Source organism: Bowmanella dokdonensis (genome assembly GCF_017254865.1).
Lineage (GTDB): Bacteria > Pseudomonadota > Gammaproteobacteria > Enterobacterales > Alteromonadaceae > Bowmanella > Bowmanella dokdonensis.
This window is the reverse complement of record NZ_JAFKCV010000014.1, coordinates 71,385-91,540: the sequence shown is the minus strand read 5'-3', so window position 1 is coordinate 91,540 and position 20,156 is coordinate 71,385. Positions and strand designations below refer to the sequence as shown.

Annotated in this window: 20 protein-coding genes; 13 read left to right on the top strand and 7 right to left on the bottom strand. The window is 55.8% G+C overall.

Translation table 11 applies throughout. The annotated features are described in order from the left end of the window. Positions 1-222 precede the first annotated feature (222 nt). Complete coding sequence (locus J0A66_RS18300) at positions 223-1,158, bottom strand: GGDEF domain-containing protein (protein ID WP_206575301.1); 936 nt, start codon at positions 1,156-1,158, stop codon at positions 223-225. Between the two features lie 195 nt (positions 1,159-1,353). Here J0A66_RS18300 and J0A66_RS18295 point away from each other — a divergent pair, with 195 nt between their 5' ends. Together J0A66_RS18295 and J0A66_RS18290 are read left to right on the top strand one after the other, a co-directional pair. After that, complete coding sequence (locus tag J0A66_RS18295; protein ID WP_206575300.1) at positions 1,354-2,184, top strand: substrate-binding periplasmic protein; 831 nt, start codon at positions 1,354-1,356, stop codon at positions 2,182-2,184. Between the two features lie 14 nt (positions 2,185-2,198). Beyond that, entirely contained in the window at positions 2,199-3,362 is a 1,164-nt protein-coding gene (locus J0A66_RS18290) for a pyridoxal phosphate-dependent aminotransferase (RefSeq protein WP_206575299.1), read from the top strand. A gap of 123 nt (positions 3,363-3,485) precedes the next feature. On the opposite strand, the gene lepB is transcribed toward J0A66_RS18290, so the two are convergent. Next, complete coding sequence (lepB, locus tag J0A66_RS18285) at positions 3,486-4,127, bottom strand: signal peptidase I (RefSeq protein WP_206575298.1); 642 nt, start codon at positions 4,125-4,127, stop codon at positions 3,486-3,488. A 529-nt stretch (positions 4,128-4,656) separates the two neighbouring features. Between lepB and J0A66_RS18280 the strand changes: the two genes are divergently transcribed. The 3 genes from J0A66_RS18280 to J0A66_RS18270 all read left to right on the top strand — a co-directional run bounded on the left by J0A66_RS18280 (position 4,657) and on the right by J0A66_RS18270 (position 9,385). Continuing rightward, complete coding sequence (locus J0A66_RS18280; protein ID WP_206575297.1) at positions 4,657-5,394, top strand: MauE/DoxX family redox-associated membrane protein; 738 nt, start codon at positions 4,657-4,659, stop codon at positions 5,392-5,394. Between the two features lie 337 nt (positions 5,395-5,731). Further along, a complete protein-coding gene (locus J0A66_RS18275) occupies positions 5,732-6,601 on the top strand; it encodes an alpha/beta fold hydrolase (RefSeq protein WP_206575296.1) in 870 nt (289 codons plus the stop codon). A 219-nt stretch (positions 6,602-6,820) separates the two neighbouring features. Beyond that, positions 6,821-9,385: a TonB-dependent receptor gene (locus J0A66_RS18270; protein ID WP_206575295.1), complete on the top strand. Its 2,565-nt coding sequence runs from the start codon at positions 6,821-6,823 to the stop codon at positions 9,383-9,385. A 56-nt stretch (positions 9,386-9,441) separates the two neighbouring features. On the opposite strand, the gene J0A66_RS18265 is transcribed toward J0A66_RS18270, so the two are convergent. Continuing rightward, positions 9,442-10,632: an FG-GAP repeat domain-containing protein gene (locus J0A66_RS18265; protein WP_206575294.1), complete on the bottom strand. Its 1,191-nt coding sequence runs from the start codon at positions 10,630-10,632 to the stop codon at positions 9,442-9,444. Positions 10,633-10,797: 165 nt separating this feature from the next. Here J0A66_RS18265 and J0A66_RS18260 point away from each other — a divergent pair, with 165 nt between their 5' ends. The 3 genes from J0A66_RS18260 (at position 10,798) to J0A66_RS18250 (ending at position 13,279) form a co-directional block, all read left to right on the top strand. Continuing rightward, a complete protein-coding gene (locus J0A66_RS18260; protein WP_206575293.1) occupies positions 10,798-11,283 on the top strand; it encodes a hypothetical protein in 486 nt (161 codons plus the stop codon). 209 nt (positions 11,284-11,492) lie between these two features. Continuing rightward, a complete protein-coding gene (locus tag J0A66_RS18255; protein ID WP_206575292.1) occupies positions 11,493-12,122 on the top strand; it encodes a protein-L-isoaspartate(D-aspartate) O-methyltransferase in 630 nt (209 codons plus the stop codon). Between the two features lie 2 nt (positions 12,123-12,124). Next, positions 12,125-13,279, top strand: coding sequence for a hypothetical protein (locus J0A66_RS18250; protein WP_206575291.1), 1,155 nt, complete (start codon positions 12,125-12,127; stop codon positions 13,277-13,279). 33 nt (positions 13,280-13,312) lie between these two features. Here the strand turns inward: J0A66_RS18250 and J0A66_RS18245 are convergent, their stop codons facing one another. Next, positions 13,313-13,924, bottom strand: coding sequence for a flavodoxin family protein (locus J0A66_RS18245; RefSeq protein ID WP_206575290.1), 612 nt, complete (start codon positions 13,922-13,924; stop codon positions 13,313-13,315). 229 nt (positions 13,925-14,153) lie between these two features. Here J0A66_RS18245 and J0A66_RS18240 point away from each other — a divergent pair, with 229 nt between their 5' ends. Further along, positions 14,154-15,266 carry an alpha/beta fold hydrolase gene (locus tag J0A66_RS18240; protein ID WP_206575289.1) on the top strand — a complete coding sequence of 371 codons (1,113 nt, stop codon included), beginning with the start codon at positions 14,154-14,156 and terminating at the stop codon, positions 15,264-15,266. A gap of 17 nt (positions 15,267-15,283) precedes the next feature. Here the strand turns inward: J0A66_RS18240 and J0A66_RS18235 are convergent, their stop codons facing one another. Next, positions 15,284-16,846: a methyl-accepting chemotaxis protein gene (locus J0A66_RS18235; RefSeq protein WP_206575288.1), complete on the bottom strand. Its 1,563-nt coding sequence runs from the start codon at positions 16,844-16,846 to the stop codon at positions 15,284-15,286. A gap of 133 nt (positions 16,847-16,979) precedes the next feature. After that, a complete protein-coding gene (locus J0A66_RS18230; protein ID WP_206575287.1) occupies positions 16,980-17,123 on the bottom strand; it encodes a hypothetical protein in 144 nt (47 codons plus the stop codon). Between the two features lie 51 nt (positions 17,124-17,174). On the opposite strand from J0A66_RS18230, the gene J0A66_RS18225 reads away from it, so the two are divergent. After that, the gene (locus J0A66_RS18225) at positions 17,175-17,858 is read left to right on the top strand and encodes a DNA alkylation repair protein (RefSeq protein WP_206575286.1); all 684 of its coding nucleotides are present in this window, start codon (positions 17,175-17,177) and stop codon (positions 17,856-17,858) included. A 58-nt stretch (positions 17,859-17,916) separates the two neighbouring features. Here J0A66_RS18225 and J0A66_RS18220 read toward each other — a convergent pair whose 3' ends face one another. Continuing rightward, positions 17,917-18,609, bottom strand: a complete 693-nt coding sequence (locus J0A66_RS18220; RefSeq protein WP_206575285.1) for an ArsR/SmtB family transcription factor — start codon at positions 18,607-18,609, stop codon at positions 17,917-17,919. Between the two features lie 71 nt (positions 18,610-18,680). On the opposite strand from J0A66_RS18220, the gene J0A66_RS18215 reads away from it, so the two are divergent. From J0A66_RS18215 to J0A66_RS18205, 3 genes are read left to right on the top strand one after another with little or no spacing between them, the layout of a single operon-like run. Beyond that, entirely contained in the window at positions 18,681-19,043 is a 363-nt protein-coding gene (locus J0A66_RS18215) for an NIPSNAP family protein (RefSeq protein ID WP_206575284.1), read from the top strand. Beyond that, positions 19,024-19,392, top strand: coding sequence for an antibiotic biosynthesis monooxygenase family protein (locus J0A66_RS18210; protein WP_206575283.1), 369 nt, complete (start codon positions 19,024-19,026; stop codon positions 19,390-19,392). Before J0A66_RS18215 ends, J0A66_RS18210 begins: the two co-directional genes overlap by 20 nt. Next, entirely contained in the window at positions 19,379-20,011 is a 633-nt protein-coding gene (locus tag J0A66_RS18205; protein WP_206575282.1) for a DUF6058 family natural product biosynthesis protein, read from the top strand. The genes J0A66_RS18210 and J0A66_RS18205 overlap by 14 nt, the downstream gene beginning before the upstream one ends. Positions 20,012-20,156 lie beyond the last annotated feature (145 nt).

The window sequence follows — 20,156 nt, the reverse complement described above, 5'->3', positions numbered from 1 at the left end:
TGGGCCCGGGCGTTCAGGTGGCCCCCTTCGTGCCAAGCAGTCCGTTGAATTGCCTGTGGGGATACCTTTGGCTTCCGGCTGCCAGTAGCGAGGGTCGGATTGTACGTAAATTAGCCAGGTGCTGTGATATGGCAGGTTATTCCTGTGTATGGATTGCAGGATAAAGAAAACCGGCCTGCGTCCGAAGGACTGACAGAGCTGCTGGATGATCAGTGACTTAGCTCAGATTGAGGGCGGAGCCAGTTCCTGTCCATGGGAAAATAACCGGCAGTCCATGGCATTCTTGCCTTTTTGCTTGATGCCATACATGAGTTCATCGGCCATGCGGATAAGATGATCCACATCCTGAGGACTGGCCTCGCAGGCCAATACGCCGATGCTGAAGGTTACCGGCCAGCGGTGGGTTTGCATTTCGTTCAGCAGCCTTTGACGCAGCCTGGCTACCAGGCTGGTGGCCAGGTTCAGATCGGTTTCCGGCAGCAGCAGGGCAAATTCATCGCCGCCGAGGCGGGCGACAGTATCTGAACTTCTCAGGCCCTTTTGCAGGCAAGCGCCGACCTTTTGCAGCAATCTGTCACCCGTATGATGGCCCAATGCATCGTTAATATGCTTGAAATTGTCCAGGTCTGTGTAGGCAACGGCAAAGGGGCGCTGGTAGCGATGGGCCCGCTCAATTTCATACTCGGCCAGTTCATAAAAGGCCCGCCGGTTGGCACATCCGGTCAGCATGTCAGAGCGAGCCAACTGCTTTTCTCGGTTCAGGGCCTCGCTCAGGGCATTCTGGATCTGCTTGGCTTCACTCATGTCGCGAATGGTGCAGATAATCCACTGCCTTCCCTCAACTTCGATAGGGCTGAGCATGATATCCACCGGGATCAGGCGCCCATCCTTGTGCTGTCCCGACAGCTCCAGAGCGCTGCCCATCATTCGACGACCCGGTTGCTGGAGATATTGTCTGACATGCCCGGGGTGTTTATTGCGATTGGACTCGGGGACCAGGAAAGTGACAGGTTGGCCGAGCATCTCCTGCTCCTCGTAGCCAAACAGCAAACCCAACTGCCGGTTGACCAGACTGATTATACCCTGATCGTCCGTTACCAGGGTGGCGTCTGGCATAGCTTGCAGCAGGTAGTGGCAGGATTTCAGGTTGTCAGGCATCAGATGGACCTCTTTTACTGATTGCCATCAGAAGGAACTGCGATCAGTTGTGCCCAGCATAACGTTGTTGGTTTTTTGCCCACAAGGACAATTATACCCATCTTTGACCTGGATCTAATTTTTCCCGGCCAATGCATGTTTTTCCTTTTTCCATAAAGCCGTTAGGCTTAAGTCATCTGTACTTAAGAGCCGTAAATGACAACTGTGTCCCACTATCACTATTGTGTCAGGTGTCTCGCAGCCTTGGTGGTGCTGATACTGCAGATTGCCTGTACGCCGGCAGAACCCAGGGTCTATGCGGTTTACTCCTATCATTCTGATCCGCCGTTCACCCTGCCCGGGGAGCCGACCGATCTCAGTCGTGCCTGGGTGGAACGGTTCAATCACTGGCAGGAAGATATCCAACTGGAACTGGTGCATATTGAGCGTGCCGACCTCAATGCCCTGGTGGAAAGTGGCGAACCTTACCTGATCCTGTGGGCCAATCCCCTGTGGTTCAGCTTTCGCGATCCCGACGTTCAGGCCAGTCATCGTATCTTCTGGGATGCGGATATAATCGTCAGCCTTAGAAGCCGGCCGGTCCGGTACACTGAACCTGCCGACTTGACGGGTTTGCATATTGGTGCACGCCAGGGACACTTTTACCGGGATATCAACAAACTGGCGGAGCAGAAGCTACTAAATCGGGAAGATGCAGATCGTGATTATGCTAACTACCAAAAGCTGTTGGGCGGCGAGTTGGATGCGTACATCATGGTTCGCTCCAGTCTGCTGTACTGGAAGGAACATGGTGTGGACACCAGTGAGTTGTTTGTTGCCCAGACCCCCCACGATACCTATTCGAGGCATATTCTGCTCAGCCAGGGCAGGGCAGAACTGATGCCGCTCCTCAATGCCTTTATCGATCATAATGCCGATGATCCGAAGTGGCTGGCCCAACTGGAGTATTGGGGTGTAACACGGCTGCTGGATCCCTTCGAACTGGAACTGGATGAACTGATGGAACTGGACGCTGACAAACAATAATTCAGGACAACAAAATGAAAAGAGTCGACTCGTTAACTGACCGCCGCCGGATATTGAAACTGCTCGGCACATCGGTCGCATTGACTGCCCTGGGCGGCTGGACACCGCGCCTGGCACTGGCAGACCCCGACCTGCCGGCATTTCGCACCAATGCCGACCCTCTGCTGCTGCATTACAATGAAAATGCCCTGGGCATGTCACCCAAAGCCTTGCAAGCGGCGCAGCAGGCAGCACTGGTATTGGGCAATCGCTATCCGGACGAATTACTGGCGCAGGTCAAAGAGACACTGGCTCAGCGGTTGCAGGTCACTACTGACCATTTGATCCTTGGCAACGGCTCGACTGAAGTCCTGAAGGCGCTGGTGCGGCACCTTGCCAGGCAGGGCGCCAGCCTGCTGGAGCCAGTGCCTACCTTCGGATTGGTCAGCAGCTATGCCGCCACAGAGGGAATGCCGGTTATCCAGGTTCCCGTGGGTCAGGGTTTTGCGACCGATCTTGCGGCCCTTCGCGCCAGGGCCGGACAGCACCAGGGCAGGCTGCTGGTCAACCTGTGCAACCCGAATAATCCCACCGGCACGGTACTGGACAGTAAAATGTTGCTGCAGTGGCTAGCCGAGGCACCGGACCAGCACTTCTTTTTGCTCGATGAGGCCTACCATGATTACGCGGAGGGGCAGGGCGACTACCAGTCGGCCCTGGCACTGGTCAAAGCCGGGCAGCCCAATCTGCTGGTCACCCGTACCTTTTCCAAAATCTACGGCATGGCCGGTCTGAGAATCGGCTACGGAATCGCAACGCCCGGGACGGCCCGTCCCATAGACCAGTACTCGGCCGGCTTTAATTTGAATGTCACGGGTCTGGCGGCCGCTGCAGCGTCCCTGCTCGACGAGCAGTTTTACCACTACAGTCGTCAATCCAACCAACAGGCCAGACAGATCCTGACAAGCGCACTGGCCAGGCTGGAACTGGCCTACATTCCCAGCTATACCAATTTCGTCCTGCACCGGATTAACGGGCCACTGGTTGATTATCAGCAGCGTATGCTGCAAAGCGGCATCAAGGTTGGGCGCAGAATGACCACTGAGGATGGCTGGAACAGATTGTCGCTGGGCACGCCGGAACAGATGACGGAGTTTGTCAGGGTGCTGGAAGCCTTCAGGGGCAGAGAATGGGTGTAGTGGACAGCCTCGGCTGCCCGCGGGTTGGCCATTGATTTATGACGTTTTTCGATAAGAGTTCGAGTGAACTGGATAAGCTGCCCTACCCCCACAGGCTGGGGGCAGGACGGCTCAGGAGGTGGCTCAGATGGCTTTAAGAAAACGCTCTGCTCTGGGTAGATAGTAGTGTTCGGGATTGAGCGACAACACCACCTGGCGGGAGCGACCGACAATTTCGTTTCTGGGCACAAAACCTATGACTCTTGAATCGGCACTGTTGTCGCGATTATCACCAAGGGCAAGATACTGCCCCGGTGGCACGGTCACCGCATTGAAGCTGTCCAGTTGTGAGCCCGCCTGCCTAATCCTGACGGCATGCCGGATGCCTAGCAGATCTTCCTGATAGTCCCCTTGTTCGGGCAAGGCAACATAGTCCAGGCGTTGGCCGTTGATAAACAGCACATTGTCTTGCATCTCCAGCCGATCGCCGGGCACGCCCACCACCCGCTTGACCAACCGTTCATTCATTTTTGCCGAGTCGAAAATGATAATGTCGCCCCGGGCCGGATCGGCGAACTTATGCAGGGACAAATGAGTAAAAGGTACACGCAGATCGTAAGCCATTTTGTTGACCAGAATTCTGTCCCCTTCGAGTATAGTGGGCTTCATGGAGCCGGTAGGTACGTCGTTCCAGTCCGCTACGGCGCTTCTGAATACCAGCATCAGGGCGAGAAACAGCAATAATCCGCGATTTTCCTGATAGAGCTTGTTCAGGGTCTTTTTCATAACTTTTTCCTGCATTTTTGACAGATTAGATAAGCGTCACAGACTTTTCGACTCAGGGGCAGGATAAGAATTCCCCAAAATAATCAGCCAGTTGTAAGTAAATACTACAGCCATCTTCAGTGCCGGTTTGACGTTCCACTCCCTGGCCCGCCCCTTGAATTGTCAGGCGCAACCACTAGCTTATACCAATCGGATTAATCTTTAGTGCAATCAGAGCTGCCCAGGAAGGATTAGTTCAAGGCGCGGCTTCGAAGGCATAGTGGTGCTATGTCGAGATGTCGGAACGCAGAAATAATCCTTCCTGGGCGCTCTCGACAACTGCTCCTGCGTTGTTCTACTTCACGCCATCCATGGCGCTCCCAGTGGGCGAAGTCAAAATGCCCGCTACCTGTGTTGCTCGCATTCGATTTAGCGCCACTAGACCTTCATACGAGCGCCTTGGTATCGAACATTTTGTCTTTCGCTGAATACACTAAAGATTAATCCGATTGGTATTAAATAGTAGTAATGCTTCAAGGAGAACTTACCGATGGCAAAAACAGCTGAACTGCATCGAATGGTAATGGAGGATCACCTCTGCCCTTTCGGGCTCAAATCCAAGGCGCTGCTGGAGCGCGAAGGCTATGAGGTAGAGGACCACCACCTGACCACCCGAGAGGAAACCGACGCCTTCCAGGAAAAGCACCAGGTGGATTCCACACCACAGACCTTTATTGACGGCACCCGTATCGGCGGTTACGACGATCTGCTGGCGTACTTCGATAAGACCCAGCCGGGTGAGGAAATGGCGGCGAGTTACCGGCCGGTGATCGCGATCTTCCTTATCGCACTGTTGATGGCCCTGGCCGTGAACTGGGCCACCGGCACGGCGCTGGTTTCCATCCCCACAGTAGAACGTTTTGTTGCCTTCAGCATGGCATTGCTGGCTCTGCAGAAACTGCAGGATGTGGAAGCCTTTACCAATCAGTTTCTGGGCTATGATCTGCTGTCCCAGCGCTGGGTGCGTTACGCCTATCTTTATCCCTTTGCCGAGGCCTGGGCCGGCATCGGCATGCTTGCCGGTATCTGGGCCTGGCTGGTGGCGCCCATCTCACTGTTTATCGGTACGGTGGGTGCCGTCTCGGTATTTAAGGGCGTGTATATCGACAAGCGCGAGCTCAAATGCGCCTGTGTGGGCGGCAACAGCGACGTGCCGCTGGGGTTTATCTCCCTGACCGAGAATCTGTTTATGATTGCCGCCGGGGTATGGATGTATGTGAAGATGTAGCCAGCCTTTGCCTATCAGGATACACAAGGGCTGATTAATGATTTGGGCTACCCTCTGTTTGGCCTCGGGCAGACCGAGCGGGCTTTCCGGCTCTTTGCCTATAACTGCAGGACTACCCTGATTCGGCTAATGCCAGGCTCAGCTATCGCAAAGCGCTGGCGCTGGCCCCTGAGAACCGGCAGATACAAGAGGTCGTTGCAACGCCGGAGCAGGGCGACTGAAGCAGGCCCAGCGGCGGCTTATGAGAGCTCAATGAACCGCATTTGAGGCATCAGCCATGGCATGGGCCGCCCGGGCAGGGTATAGTCACCGGATCAGAATAAGAGTCAGCAGCCCAATGTTTTCACTGCAAGAATGGCAATCCCAGGGACAGGTCTTTCATTTCGAAGGACATGAGATTTTCTATCGTACTGACGGCGATAAGGATAAGCCTGTCCTATTGTTAATCCATGGTTTCCCCAGCAGCAGCTGGGACTGGCGGGCCCTGTGGCCAGAGCTGGTACAACACTTTCGCCTGATCAGCCTGGATCTGCTCGGATTCGGCTTCAGTGACAAGCCCAAGCATTATGTTTACTCCCTCAAGGTACAGGCCCGGTTGTGCATCCGCTTGCTGGAAAAAGAGCGGGTGCGGCGGGTCAATCTGCTGGCCCATGACTACGGTGACACCGTAGCCCAGGAGCTGCTGAGCCTGGCGCGGGAGCCCGGTGGACCGACTATCGACAGCGCCATGTTGTTCAACGGCGGGCTGTTCCCGGAAACCCATCAACCGCTTCTTATTCAGAAAATGTTACTCAGTCCTTTTGGTGGCCTGGTGGCAAGACTCATCAGCTATGCCAGCTTTGAGCGCAATTTTGATCGAATCTGCGCTGTCCCCCTAAAGAGGGAAGACATACGGGGATACTGGCAGTTATTGCAGACCAAGGGCGGCAAGCGGGTGGTGCCGCGCATTATTCAGTACATGAAGGAGCGCGAGCTGTTTCGTACCCGTTGGGTAGGGGCGTTGCAACATCCCCCGTGTCCTGTGCGCCTGATCAACGGCATAGCGGATCCCATTTCCGGCAAAAACATGCTCAATCGCTACCGGGAACTAGTTGTCCAACCCGATGTGGTTGAACTGGCCGATGTGGGACATTACCCCCACCTGGAAGCTCCACAGCTGACGCTGGAGGCCGCCCTGGCCTTCTGGCGGGCCCATCACATACTTTAGTTTCATCCCTCCTATTGGCACCTGGTCCTTAAAACGGCGGCGATTGGGCCGGCCTTGTTGGGCAGTGGTGCCTGAACTCCTTTCCTGTGTATAAATTATTCCTTTTAATTTTTTATATAGAAATATTTATTATTCCTTATGTGATCAATTGTTTGTAATAAATAATTCTGTGTTGTAATTTTGTTAATGGAAGGAATATGCCTAAACAGGAAAACCATGATGCGCAAACACAACAGAATTTTTATGGCCGTACAGGTCGCTTTGCTTGCCGGTCAGGCGTTGCCTGCCCTGGCGCAGGATGAAAAACAGGACGAAGTGGAAGTGGTGGAGGTTAAAGGCTTCCGCGGATCGGTGCAAAAAAGCCTGAATATCAAGCGGCTATCCAGCACTATCGTGGATGCCATTTCCGCCGAGGATATCGGCAAGTTTCCTGATCAGACGGTGGCGGACGCCATGTCAAGGATCACAGGCGTGCAGGTGGAGAAGACCGATGGCGAGAGCGACAAAGTCAGCATTCGCGGCACCGCCCCGCATCTTAACCTGACGCTGCTCAACGGCCAGAATGTGGCCTCAGCCACGGCATCCACCTCCATTCTCACCCCTTCCCGGGGTTTTAACTACTCGCTGTTGCCTGCCGAAGTGGTGGAGACCCTGGAGGTGCATAAGTCGGCCCAGGCCAAGGTGGACGAAGGCTCCATCGGCGGGACCGTGATTGTCAAAACCCGTAAGCCGTTGTCCACCGACCGCAACTATCTGGTGTTGTCGGCCCGGGATGCCTACCAGGAAAGCAGCGGTGAGCACAGCCCTTTGCTGTCCGGATTCTACTCCTGGAAGAACCAGGCGTCCGATTTTGGTGTCAACCTGGGGGCCGTACACAAAGGCAACGGCATCCGCCGTGACCGTGTCACCACCGCCGGCTTTGTGCCTGCCGAGCTTGGTGGAGACACCCTGTATGCGCCATCTCAGGCCCGGGCATCACGTTACGAGTCAGACAAGGATCTCAATACCCTGACCGCCACCTTCGAATATGCCGCCGGCGATAACTTCAAGCTGATTTTCAATAATCTGTATTCCAGCGTCGATGTCAGCAACGAGCAGGTGGCCAACGGTGCCTATGTGGTGGGCAGTGTCAATGAAATCATCAACCCGCAACTGAATGGCGATACCATAGTATCCGGCCAGGTGCCGGCCAATGAGGCCGATGCCAACTGGGCCAGGGAAGTGCTCTACAGCGCGGGCAGCCATGACGGCAGCTATGATACCCGTGTGCATGATCTGCAACTGGAATACCGTGGCGATAACTTTACCTGGACTACCCAGCTCGGTCATACCGAAGCCGAAGGGGAAATCCAGGACGACCAGGTGGAGTTCCAGGCTTCGGCCCTGGTGGGCTTTGAGGTGGGTGACGGGCAGATCCACTACGACTTGCCCGATGACCTGACCCCTGGTGGCTATACCGGCCTGTACACCCACCGGAATCTGATCAGCAACACCCAGCAGGAAACCTACCTGCAGACGGACCTTAACTGGCTGCTGGACTCCGACTGGCTGAGTTCCGTGGACCTTGGCCTGAAATACCGGGATCATAACAAGACGTCTGCGTTGTTTAAGGTGGTCTGGCACCCTGATGATGTGGGCGCCATGACATTGGCGGATTTTACCGACGGCGCGCTGGTGGATGATTTTATGGGAGAGGGTCACAGCCAGTCGGATCTCTACCAGTTCCGCTATGCCAGTTGGGACGAATGGACTGCCACCACCGAGCCGCTGCGTGAATATGACCATCTGCAATACGGTTTCGATTTGACCGAGAAAGTCACCAACGCCTATGTGCAGGGCAATTTTGCCTTTGACAAGCTCAGCGGCAATATCGGCGTGCGCTATGCCCGCACCGAGCAGCGCAGCGAAGGGGTGGACTTTTACATGAAATATACCTGGGCGCCGGAAACCTGGACCTGGGTGCCGGTGATTGTCGAGCGGGATTACACTGACGTGCTGCCCAGCCTGAATCTGAATTACCAATTGAAGGAGGACGTGATCCTGCGTTTTGCCGCAGCCAAGGTCATGTCACGGCCCGACTACGATCTGCTGACCAGTCGTCGTGGGTACCGTTTAAGCGCCTGGTCCAACCCGAAAAATCCGGGCTTCCAGGGCAACCCCAATTTGGATCCTTACCGGGCCACCCAGTACGATATCTCAGCCGAGTATTATTTTACCGACTCGTCCATCCTGTCCCTGGCTTTCTTCTACAAGGACATCAGCACCTATATCGACGAGCAGTATTTCCCGGTGATGCTGCCCGACGATGAAGGCAATGTGGATGAGTACAACCTGAAAACCCCGGTTAACAGTAATGGCGGGGTAAACCAGGGCGTTGAGGTGAATCTGCAGCATGATTTCGACAACGGCTTTGGCCTGCTGGCCAACTATACCTACGCCGATGCCGAGATGGACGAGGAAGGCAAAGAGCTGCCCAATAACTCGGAGAATACCTATAACGCCACTGTCTACTATGAAAAAGACGCCCTGTCCGTGCGTCTGTCCTACAACTACCGGGGCAGCTACTATGCCGGTGTGGTGGGCGATATGCGCTGGTACCAGCAGGGTTACGGCCAGTTGGACGCCAACCTCAGCTACCACCTCAATGAAAACGTGACGCTGCTGCTGCAGGGAGTCAATCTCAGTGACGCCAAGCAGGAGGCCAATGTGGGTGATGACAGCCGGCCTTACTTTATCAACCACTATGGTCGACGCCTGTTTGCCGGGGTGCAGATGACTTTCTGAGATTGGTATAACAGAGGCAACAGGCCACCTGAGGGTGGCCTGTTTGTTTGATAGTATTACTTTTTGACCGGACGATTGAGATACACCTGATTAGGCGCAGATGAATTGGCAAACACTGCGTCCGGATAGCCGTCGCCATCCATATCGCCCAATGCCACCCCATAGGTTTCATCGCTTTCTTCGCCCAGTTGGATACGGACAAATGACAGGCCTGCTCCTGTATTGAAATACACTGCATTGGGCTGTTCGTCGTTGCCTTCGACAAGATCCAGGTCTCCGTCCAGATCAAGATCGGCGGCGGCCAGCGCATAGGTTCGTCCGTCTTTGGGGCCAAAGCTGCCAGCCAGCTCAAAGCCGCCCTTTCCATCACCCAGGTATATTAAATTTGCACCGGCCACCACCCCCAGGACCACATCTATATGTCCGTCGTGGTTGATATCGCCTGTCACCACCTTGCGGGTATCGGCAATACTCTGTGGTAAGGGTTGTTCCTGGAATACTCCCCGGCCGTCATTCAGGGCGATGACGCTTGATTGGCCGTCCCGGCGCGCAAAAACCAAATCTATGTCTTGGTCACCATCCAGATCGGCGGCGGTCACGGCAGTGGAGGATCCATTCGGATCACCAAACAGCCTGGCTTCGCTGAATCCGCCCAGACCATCACCAAGAAAGTAAAGGTCGGCTTCACGCCTTCTGGCTATGACCAGATCCAGATGTGTATCGCCATTGATATCTTCCAGCAGTGCCCCTCTGGCTCTGCCGGCACCACCGGGGAGAGTTTGTGCTGGAGCAAAACCACCCGTACCATTTCCAAGCAATATGCTGGGATCCAGATAATCATATATCACCACAGCATCCAGGGTGCCGTCGTGGTTCAGATCACCCAACTGGACCGTATAACTTGATGCCTGGGGGGTGGGCAGCGGCACAGCGCTGGGCAGCTTGCCGTTACCCAAGTTGAAGAATATTAAATCGGCTTCTGCCCAGTGCCTGCCATTGGCCACCACCACATCCAGATCCCCGTCCCTGTCCAGGTCTCCCAACTGCACATCGGCACTCAGGTGTTCCCCCAGATCAAAGAGGTAAAAGGGATGGGCAATCAGTTGCCGCTCCTGTGCCTGACAAGCAGAAGCCATCCCCATCAGCAGGATGAGCAGTGTCAGGGGAAAGTGCCGGGCTTTACCCGGCAGAGATACATTGGGTGTCATCCTATCCAGGCCAACCTGGCTGAATTTATATTCCAACATAGGAATTCCTTTTTGTTTTGGTTGATGTAAAGGGTGCCACAAGAAAGCGGATAAGACCTGAACAATTTGTGCCCAGTGGCAGTGGCCGGGTCTTATTTTTTCCAGCGACTGGCGGCTGGCCTGTAATTTGCTCTGTTAATGGAAAGATTGTCAGAGGAGGATTTCATGGATATCTCAAATCTTACCGGCCGGCGGTATCCGCTGCCGGCTCAGCCGCAGCAGACGGCAGAAGCGCTTCCTGCCGTTCACGGGCCGCGGCAAGATACTGCCGCCGCGGCCAACGCACAGAACACGGACGGCAAGCAAAATCAGCAAGGGCAGCAGCAGACCCAGACCAGTGCCGAGTCTTTTGTACAGAAAATGTTTGAGCAGATGCTGGCCAACCGGCTTGGCATCGATAAAGAGAAGCTGGATGAGATCAAGGAGAAGATGGAGCAGATTGAAAAGGAAAAACAAGCCCTGCAACAGCAGGGGCCACTGGATGCCAAGGGGCAGCAGCAGTTGCAAGCCCTGGATGACAAGCTGGCCGCCCTGGAGCAGGCCATGCAGGATCTTCTGAAGGAAGCTAACGAGCGCAGGAATCAGCACCAAGACGGCCCACAGAAGGTCAACCAGCAACTGGCCAGCTACCGCTATATCGCCCGGTACTGAGGGCGCCTGGCCAGAACTATCTTCCCTCTTGCCCCTTCCCGTCGCGGGTAACTATAGTTACAGCAAACGCCGAACATATTCCGACAGTAAAGCCGCCTGATATGACATTCAGGCCTTTCGACATTCCCTGACCCGGTCAGCCGGGGCCTGAACAGTAGGATTCCACCAGCGGTGGGCGGCTGCCAATGTAACAGCCAGGAGGGCTCCCCATGTACAGCAAAGCAATGATGATAGAGCAGGATCTGCAAGGCCGGGACATCCAGGATAAACGGGTGCTCGCAGCCATGGAAGAGGTCGACAGGCGTCTGTTTGTGCCGGACGATCTGCAGAATCATGCCTATGAGGACAGTCCGTTGCCCATCGGTAAGTCACAAACCGTCAGCCAGCCTTATATCGTCGCCTACATGGCCCAGGTGCTGGATATCAAAGCCGACGACAAGGTTCTGGAAATAGGTACCGGCTGTGGCTATAACGCCGCTATCCTGTCCCGCCTGGCCAAAGAGGTGTATTCCATCGAAATCATAGAATGGCTGGCCGAGTTGGCGAAGATCAACCTGGCCCAAACAGAGTATGACAATATTCATATCCGTTTCGGCGACGGCTACCAGGGTTGGCCTGAGCAGGCCCCTTTCGATGTTATTGAACTTACCGCCGCCCCGCCCAAAGTGCCGCAATCCCTGAAACAGCAGTTGAAAACAGGCGGTAGGCTGGTCGCTCCTGTGGGCACACTGTCACAGGAACTTGTGCTGGTTGAGCGACTATCCGAACAGGATTTCAGTGAAAAAGTGCTGTCCATGGTGCGCTTTGTGCCCATGACCGGACAAGCGCAACAGGAGTGAATATGAACAGCACCGTAAGTGATATAAGACTCAAGCTGGCCAAAGATCTGATGAATGGGTTTGCCGGGCGCACCGGCCTGTCGGAGACAGCAGACGAATCAGAGGTCGGGAATGTGGCAAGACGCTATCTCTGGACCGATGCCCTGGCGCTTTTGAACCTGCTGGCGATGGCCCAGCTGGAGCAGGAAGAAAAATTTACCGGGCAGGCCCGACGGCTGGTCAGGCAAGTGCATCATCATCTTGGCCGATACGCTGCACAGGATGACAGGCGGGGCTGGATCAGCGGGTTACCGGATGAGTTGGCCCCTGACCATCCCACCGCCGGCGGCCTTCGCATAGGCAAGCCGTTACCCGAGCGTCAGGAGGGTGAACCCTATGATGCGCGCCTGGAATGGGACAGGGATGGTCAATACTACCACTATCACACCCGCTGGATTGCCGCCCTGCTCAAAGCCAGCCAGACGCTGGATAGCAAAACCCTGGCCGACTGGGCGTTGGAGTTGAGTCTGGCTGGCAAGAAGTTTATTCGCGAGCTACCCAATGGCCTGATCCTGAGCTGGAAAATGAGTGTGGATCTGTCCCGCCCGCTGGTGCCGACCATGAGTCCCCATGATCCTCTCGGCGGCCTGCTGGTGGCCCTGGACGCCAGCCAGCAAAGTCAGTTGGCGTTGCCGGACCTGCCGACCTATCTGGCCAGGCTCGAAGGTCTTTGCAGTCAGGCAAGCTGGGATACAGACGATGCTTTGGGTATTGGCGGCCTGATGCTGGATCTACTGCGTGCCACCAGGCTTTACCTCTCCATTGACTTACCTGAGTCCATCAAGCCTGACCGATTGCTTAGAGCCATCACGCCGGGCCTGGTGAATTTCCTGACACATTTCGATTCAGGCGAAGCGGCCCGTTACCGGTTGGCTTTTCGCGAGTGCGGGCTGTCGCTGGGGCTGAGGTGTGTACAGGGGCACTTGGCCTGGCTGAAAGAGCAGGGAATCGAACCCGATTGGCCGGAATCCGTCTGGCAACTGCCAGAGCAGATAGAGAATTTCTGGCTGCAGGAACAAAATCAGCAGGCTGATAGTTTCAAGGATCATCTGGATATCAATGAGGTCAGTCTGGCAGCCAGTTTGCTGGCGGGGCCACAGCCGGCCATTTACGCCTAGCCCCCGCCGGATTAATCCTATTGGTATTAAGCCTCAGCTGGCCGTTTCCTGCCAAACAGATGGCTCGGCAGCAGGCGCATATTCTCCCCTAAGTCCGAGGACCTGCCGGGCCACCCGCGTACCCAGGTATTGGGCGGTGAGAAGATCTGCCGGGTCCACCTCGCCGTTTGCTGTCCAGGCTGTGACCCCTAACTGACTGCCGAGGCGATTGATGCCCCGCCCGTCATACCCATAAGCCGAATCCAGACCCAGCCACAGCATACCGTGCTGACTGGCCAGAGTGGCAAAGTACTGTAACGTACTGCTCTGATCACCGTTGGGGGCGCCGCCGCAGGTAAAACCCGCCGCCAGCTTGTCCGCCCAGCGCTGTCCGGTCCAAATTTCGCTGGTGGCATCGGCGAAGGCTTTGAACTGCGCCGAAGCATTGCCCATATAAGTGGGCGAACCGAACACAACGGCTTCACAACCGGCCAGATCCTCCAGCAAGTCCAAGTTAGTATAACGGCCACGAACTATCTCATCTGCGCTGATCCTGTGACTCACCAAACTGAAGCTTCCCACCGCAGCAATTCCACGCACAATGGCCCTGGCCAGTTTGTCCGTGGTTCCGGTATGGGAGAAATACACTATGCCTATTTTTAGCAAAACCCTACCCCTGTAATTGAAACAGCAGGCAGGGTAATAGCTCAACCAAGGTTCAGGTCAACCCCTGAGTTTCAGGCAAACCTGGCCGGTGGCTGGTAAGACTCACCAATTATTAGTGAGTTAAACAGTGGTGGCTTAATGGGACAAGTCGGGATCGCCTGTCTGACGGGCGTTGGCAATTGGCCCGATCTTTGCGGTACGGACTGTGATGTGATGCAAGGAGAAAATAATGAAAACTATCGCACTGATTATTACCCTCGGCTTGTCAGTTTGCCAGATAGCCCGGGCCGACCAATGCCCGGATATCGATGCCTATCAAAAAGCCAGAGAGGTTATTGCCGATCTGGGGCGTATCGAAGCCCCCAATGGTGTCCAGGCGTCATACAAGCTTAAGGTAGGCGGGGTTGAGCAGTGGCTGAACGTGCGGGGACAGGACAAAGACAACCCTATTATCCTGTTTGTACATGGTGGTCCCGCCTCACCCCTGACCCCCAGCTTGTGGCAGTTCCAGCGTCCGCTGGAGGAGTATTTCACCATGGTGACCTGGGATCAGCGCGGGGCGGGCAAAACCTATAATGAAGCCGAGGAGGCCGAAATCAGCGATTCTATTCATATTGCCACCTATGTTCAGGATGCAATCAGTATTGCAGAGCACGTCCGCAGCAAGTATCACAAGCAAAAGCTGATATTGATGGGGCATAGCTGGGGTACTATTGTCGGCATGCAGGCGGCGCTGGAACGGCCGGACTTGTTCCATGCCTATGTGGGCATAGGCCAGGTCATCAATACCCGGGTCAACGAGGAGGTCAGCTTCGACTATGCGGTTCAGCAGGCCACATTGCATGATAACCAGCCGGCGCTGGAGGAATTGCAGTCCATCGCCCCTTATCCCGGCGATCAGCCCATCACCCGCGAGCGTATCATCAAGGCCAGAAAATGGGCCCAGTTCTACGGCGGCCTGACGGCTTTTCGGGCAGAATCCAAATATTATTACGGGGCACCCAGACTGTCCCCTGAATATTCCGCACAGGATATCTGCGCCATCAACAAAGGCAGCTTGTTTACCCTGGGCAGGGTATTGCCGGAATTTTTGCAGGTGGATTTCAAGCCGGTTGAAGCCTTTCCGATTCCCGTGGTGATGTTTATGGGCCGCCACGATTACACCACCCCGTCCCAGCCGACTGCCGAGTGGCTGGAGCAGGTAGAAGCCCCCTACAAGAAAGCCGTGTGGTTCGAACGCTCAGCCCATATGGTCCCCTGGGAGGAGCCGGGCAGGACCCTGGTCAGCCTGCTCGAGTATGTGCGGCCGCTGACAGAGGCACAGGGTAGTCCAAGCCTTTAAGTTCTGCTTAAACGGGGTTAGTCCAGCGGCCGGTACCCGATGCGAAACCCGCCCCAATGCTTGTTGTTGACATACAGGGGGACAGAGAGATCATGCATGACCTCCCCTGTATCGCGTTTATAGGTTTGCAGCAACAGGGGCTGGGTATGGGCACCGCAACGCAGGCCGGTTTTGTCATCAAATATGCGGCGGGATCTGTTACCCAGCATATCCTTTTTGACATCGCCGGTCAGCGGCTGGTTAAAGCCGTTGTTGTGCCTGGCAACGTATCCGTTCGGATCGGTGGCAATGGCGTAGACAGTATGGCTTTCACTGCTCAAAGCCTGTTCCTGGTATTCGGGAAGTATGCGATCAAAAAATGCCGAATAGGGGGTCTCGAACTTGGTCAGGACAATTCCCTTGACGGGTTTGTAGTCCCTGCAAAATAGCTGTGCTTCGGTCAGCTCGCCCTGGGAGAGGGCCTGTTCCAGACGCTGCCCTATCCGCCGGGCGGTCTGTTCGGCGATGCTGTAAATCCTGCGATGGGCAGAAGTATCGTCCGAGGTGACCAGCAGGGCCAGCAATTGTTCAGCCTGACTCTCCAGGCGCTGCGCACGTTCGGTAAGCTGCTTCATCTGCTTTTGCTGTGAACTCAGATCCCCGGTCAGGGAATCCAGCAGCAGGGTGTTTTGCGCCAGATCCTGCTGGTTTTCCCCCAGACTGCTGGCGATATTCTTAAGCTGTTGATCCACAGCCTCGGCGTGGTTAGCGATCTGCCCTAGCTGGTCCGCCACCATTTGGCTGGTGTCAGATTGGCGATCAACCTGCTCGGCCAGACTGTGAATCATCCCCGCCGCCTGTTGTGTTTCCCGGTGGATGGCTTCAACCAATTCGCCTACTTCCACCGTGGCCGTGGAGGTGCGCAGGGCCAGGGTGCGCACTTCGTCTGCCACCACTGCAAATCCGCGGCCATGTTCCCCGGCCCTTGCCGACTCGATAGCCGCATTCAGGGCCAACAGGTTGGTCTGGTCGGCAATGCTCTGGATAACATTGGTCACGCTGCGGATTTTTTCAGCCTTATCGCGCAACCCTGCTATCGTCTGTTCTGCCTGGCGACTGGCCAGGACCACATCGGCGATATCGCGCGAAAGCAACTGTACCTGCTGCTGGCCCTGGCCGCTGATCAGGCGGGTCTGTTCGCCTGCCTCTGCCACGTCGCCGGTGAAATGATGAATGTCCTGTGCCCGTTTATTGACCGCATCAGAACTTTGCGCCACTTGCTCCAGCCTCTCCACCGTATTGGCCAAGACCTCATGCAGATTGGTTATGGCGAAGCTCAACTCGGCGGTGGAGATGGCATTGACACCTGAATTACGCGCCAGTTGATGCAGGGTGTCGTCGAGCTTGCCTTGCGTTGGTTGGCTTTCGGCCGGTAACGGCGATGCCGGGCTATCTCCATGGGCCACCGCCAGGGCTGCAAGCACAATTACCGCCAGCACCAAAAACCGCACCACTTGGTCTGGTATCAGCCATAATGCCAGGCCCATACAGAGAAGGGTTACGAGCGCCACCGGCGCCACTGGTGTCAGGCTTCGAATCATAATAGAGCCCCCGTTTTCAGCCTTTACTTCTACTTCAGCTCATTATTGGCGTAAAGGGTATGGCTGCCCAGTCAAACAGTTAATGACGGGCTTAGACATTAGTCGTAGAAGCAGGCCCGGTATCTTTGCATTATCACACTGAGATCCTGCCAGGAGCGGCAAGATCCGCCGGATGCACCTCGCCATCCTCTGTCCAGGCGATGACTTCAGGCTGCCCAGTCGTGGCTGCGTCCTTCATATCCATAAGCCGGGTGCAGGCATGAGGGAAAGATGACATTGCCGGTCATTTGCCCGACACTGGCGGTCTGTCAATCCGGTGCTCAATGCCATGAACCCTCAAGATTATGCCCTTATTGTGGAAAAGGCTTTAAGGCCACTGGCCGATGCATCCAGAGCCGAAAGCATGAAAGCCTACCTGAGGGGGAAATTTGACTTTCTGGGGTTGTCTTCACCGGTGCGCCGTGAGGCAGTCAAGCCCCTGGCCGGACATAAATGGCTCAGCGCCGGGGAGTTACTGCAGGCGGCTCAACTGCTTTGGAACCAGCCCCAGCGTGAGTTTTGTTATACGGCGGTGGATATGTTGCGCAGGCAGTACAAGCTGTTGTCATTGCGGGATTTGGCCGCCATTGAGGCCCTGATGCTGGAACGACCCTGGTGGGAGACAGTGGACGGTCTGGCCATGGTTATCAGCAAGGTGCTGAAACGCCATGCCCCCACAGACAGCGCAGCATGGATGGACGCCTGGGTCAGTCACCACAGCTTCTGGGTGCGCCGTGCCGCTATGCTGCACCAGTTGGGCTGGCGGGGACAAACCGACTTTGGCCTGTTATGCATTTATGCAGAACAACTGGCGGACGAGCAGGAATTTTTTATCCGCAAGGCCATCGGCTGGGCTTTGCGCGATTATGCGAAGTGGGCTCCAAAGGTGGTGCAGGAATACCTGCAGAACAATAGAGTGCGCTTTTCGGGGCTTACCGTCAGGGAAGCCTCCAAACACCTAACCAACAGATAATAACGGGGCCTCTGGCTGTAAGGATCGCTAAGCCCGCTGAAGCCAGCCGCCCGAGTGGCTACTGCTTTGCCAGGGGATAATTGCGGTACAGGGCCTTCTCACCGGTCGGGCTTAAGAGGACCACCCTGGAGTCCGGCTGGCGTCTGGCCCAGTCGCGGGTCAGTATGTCTTCCAGCAGCCACTGTCCCAGGCTGCCGGCCAGGTGGTGGCTACGCTCACTCCAGTCCAGGCACGCCCTGCACAGGGGCCGTTTTCGCCGTTCAAGTGCGCTGAGATCACAACCCTTTTCCTGAAAAAACGCTTTGCCCTTTTCGGTAACACTGGCCTGGGCGTCCCGTTCGTCAATGAATTCGGCCTGCTGCAGCCCCTGATAAAGCCTGACGCCCAGTTCGCCGGCCAGGTGGTCATAGCAGATGCGCGCGCGGCGAAGCGCCGGATCCGGCGGGCCGGTGCGGATATTAACCGGCAGCAGGCTGATGGACAGGTTCAGCATGGTTTCAATCAATCCGGCCACCTGACCGTCCCGCAGGCGAAAATATTTATGCCGGCCTTGCTTGAGCACCTGCAGCAGCCCGGCGCCGACCAGCTTGGCCAGATGGCTGCTGGCCGTTTGGCAACTTATGTCCGCCGCCAGCGCCAGCTCGGTAGCTGTCAGGGCCTTGCCGGCCATCAAAGCCGTGAGCATGCTGGCCCGGGCGGGCTCGCCTATCAGCGCGGCTACCTGGGGCAGGGAAGGTGATCCGGTTTGCATAGTTCGATGCCCATCGAAGCATTAAGTTTTCAGTAAGCTAGACTGCCGCAAAACCCATAAGGAGACAAGCCATGACCCTGACCTGCTTTATTCGTTATCAACTCGACCCCTTCAAGCTGGAAGCGTTTCGCCACTACGCCGAAAAGTGGGCGGATATTATCCCTGCCTGTGGCGGCAGGCTGCTCGGCTATTTTCTTCCCCATGAAGGCACCAATTGCGAAGGCTGGGGACTGGTGAGCTTTGACAGCCTGGCCGATTACGAGGCCTATCGACAGCGCCTGATGCAGAACAGCGAAGCCCGGGCCAATTTTACCTTTGCGCAGAAAGAGCGTTTTATTCTGCAAGAGTATCGGACCTTTTTGCAGGCCGAACCCCAAAGCTATTTAAAGCTTTTAGCCACAGGAGAGCACAGCCATGCTGGCCGTTATCTTTGAACTGGCGCCCAATCCGGGATGCATGGACGACTATCTGGCCCTGGCAGAGCAACTCAAAGCTGAATTGAGCACAGTGGATGGTTTTATCTCAGTGGAACGTTTTGCAAGCCTCAGCCAGCCGGGACATTACTTATCCTTGTCTTTCTGGCGTGACGAGCAGGCCGTAGCGGCCTGGCGAAATCTGCCGTCCCACCGCCTGGCGCAGGCTCAGGGGCGTAACGGATTGTTTGCCCGTTACCGTCTGCGGGTGGCCAGGATCCAACGTGATTACAGCATGCAGGAGCGCTCTCAAGCCCCGTTCGACAGCCAGGCTGCGCATCGCGGCGAGAATGGTCATGAGCCTGCTTGAGTATCTGCAACGTCGCTATCTGACGGAGGAACAGTTACTGGCCGGCGCGGGTTGTAGCCAAGACCAATTGCGGCAATGGCAGAAGCGCGGCATGGCGCCTCAGGCTTCTTACCGGTTAGATCTGAGCCTGGTCTGTCATTCTGTGCTGGTCGAACACCGGGAGACCCAACAATTGTTGTTCCATGCCAGGTACACATTGTCATGGCTGCGTTTGCTGACAAAAGTCGCCGATGCCGAGCAGGCTTTTGGGATCTTTGCGCAAATATATGAGAATCAACTTGGGCAACGGCGCAAGCAAGGGTTTAACACATCAAGCCGGTGCTTTAATCAGCAGCTTTGCGGCCATATTTCCCAGGAATGGCGGCATTTTCTACAGGGCACCTACGGGCTTTGCACCCAAACCGGCCGGGTGGAAGAAATTGTCGATAAGGAGCTGGCTATTGCCATTATTGAGGAGTTGACAGCGGGGCAACCCGATGCGGCTTTGCAAGCCACAGTGTCAGGCATACTGGAAAGGGCCTATGCGTTACTGGACAAGGCCTGTGCGCCTTTTCCAAGCCATGAGTACCCGGGGAGTTCCAGGGAGAGGTACCTGGCAGGGCGGTTGGAAACGCCATGACACAAACCTGCCTCAGTTGGGTGCCTGCGCAGGCACCCTTGACCTTCTGTTCGGCACCGTCTGCAGAGCCTTAAGCAGCCGGTTGCATCTGTGTGGGCCACTCAGCGTAATTTCACCCCATAAGCTTTACTGAGTCGCCACAGGT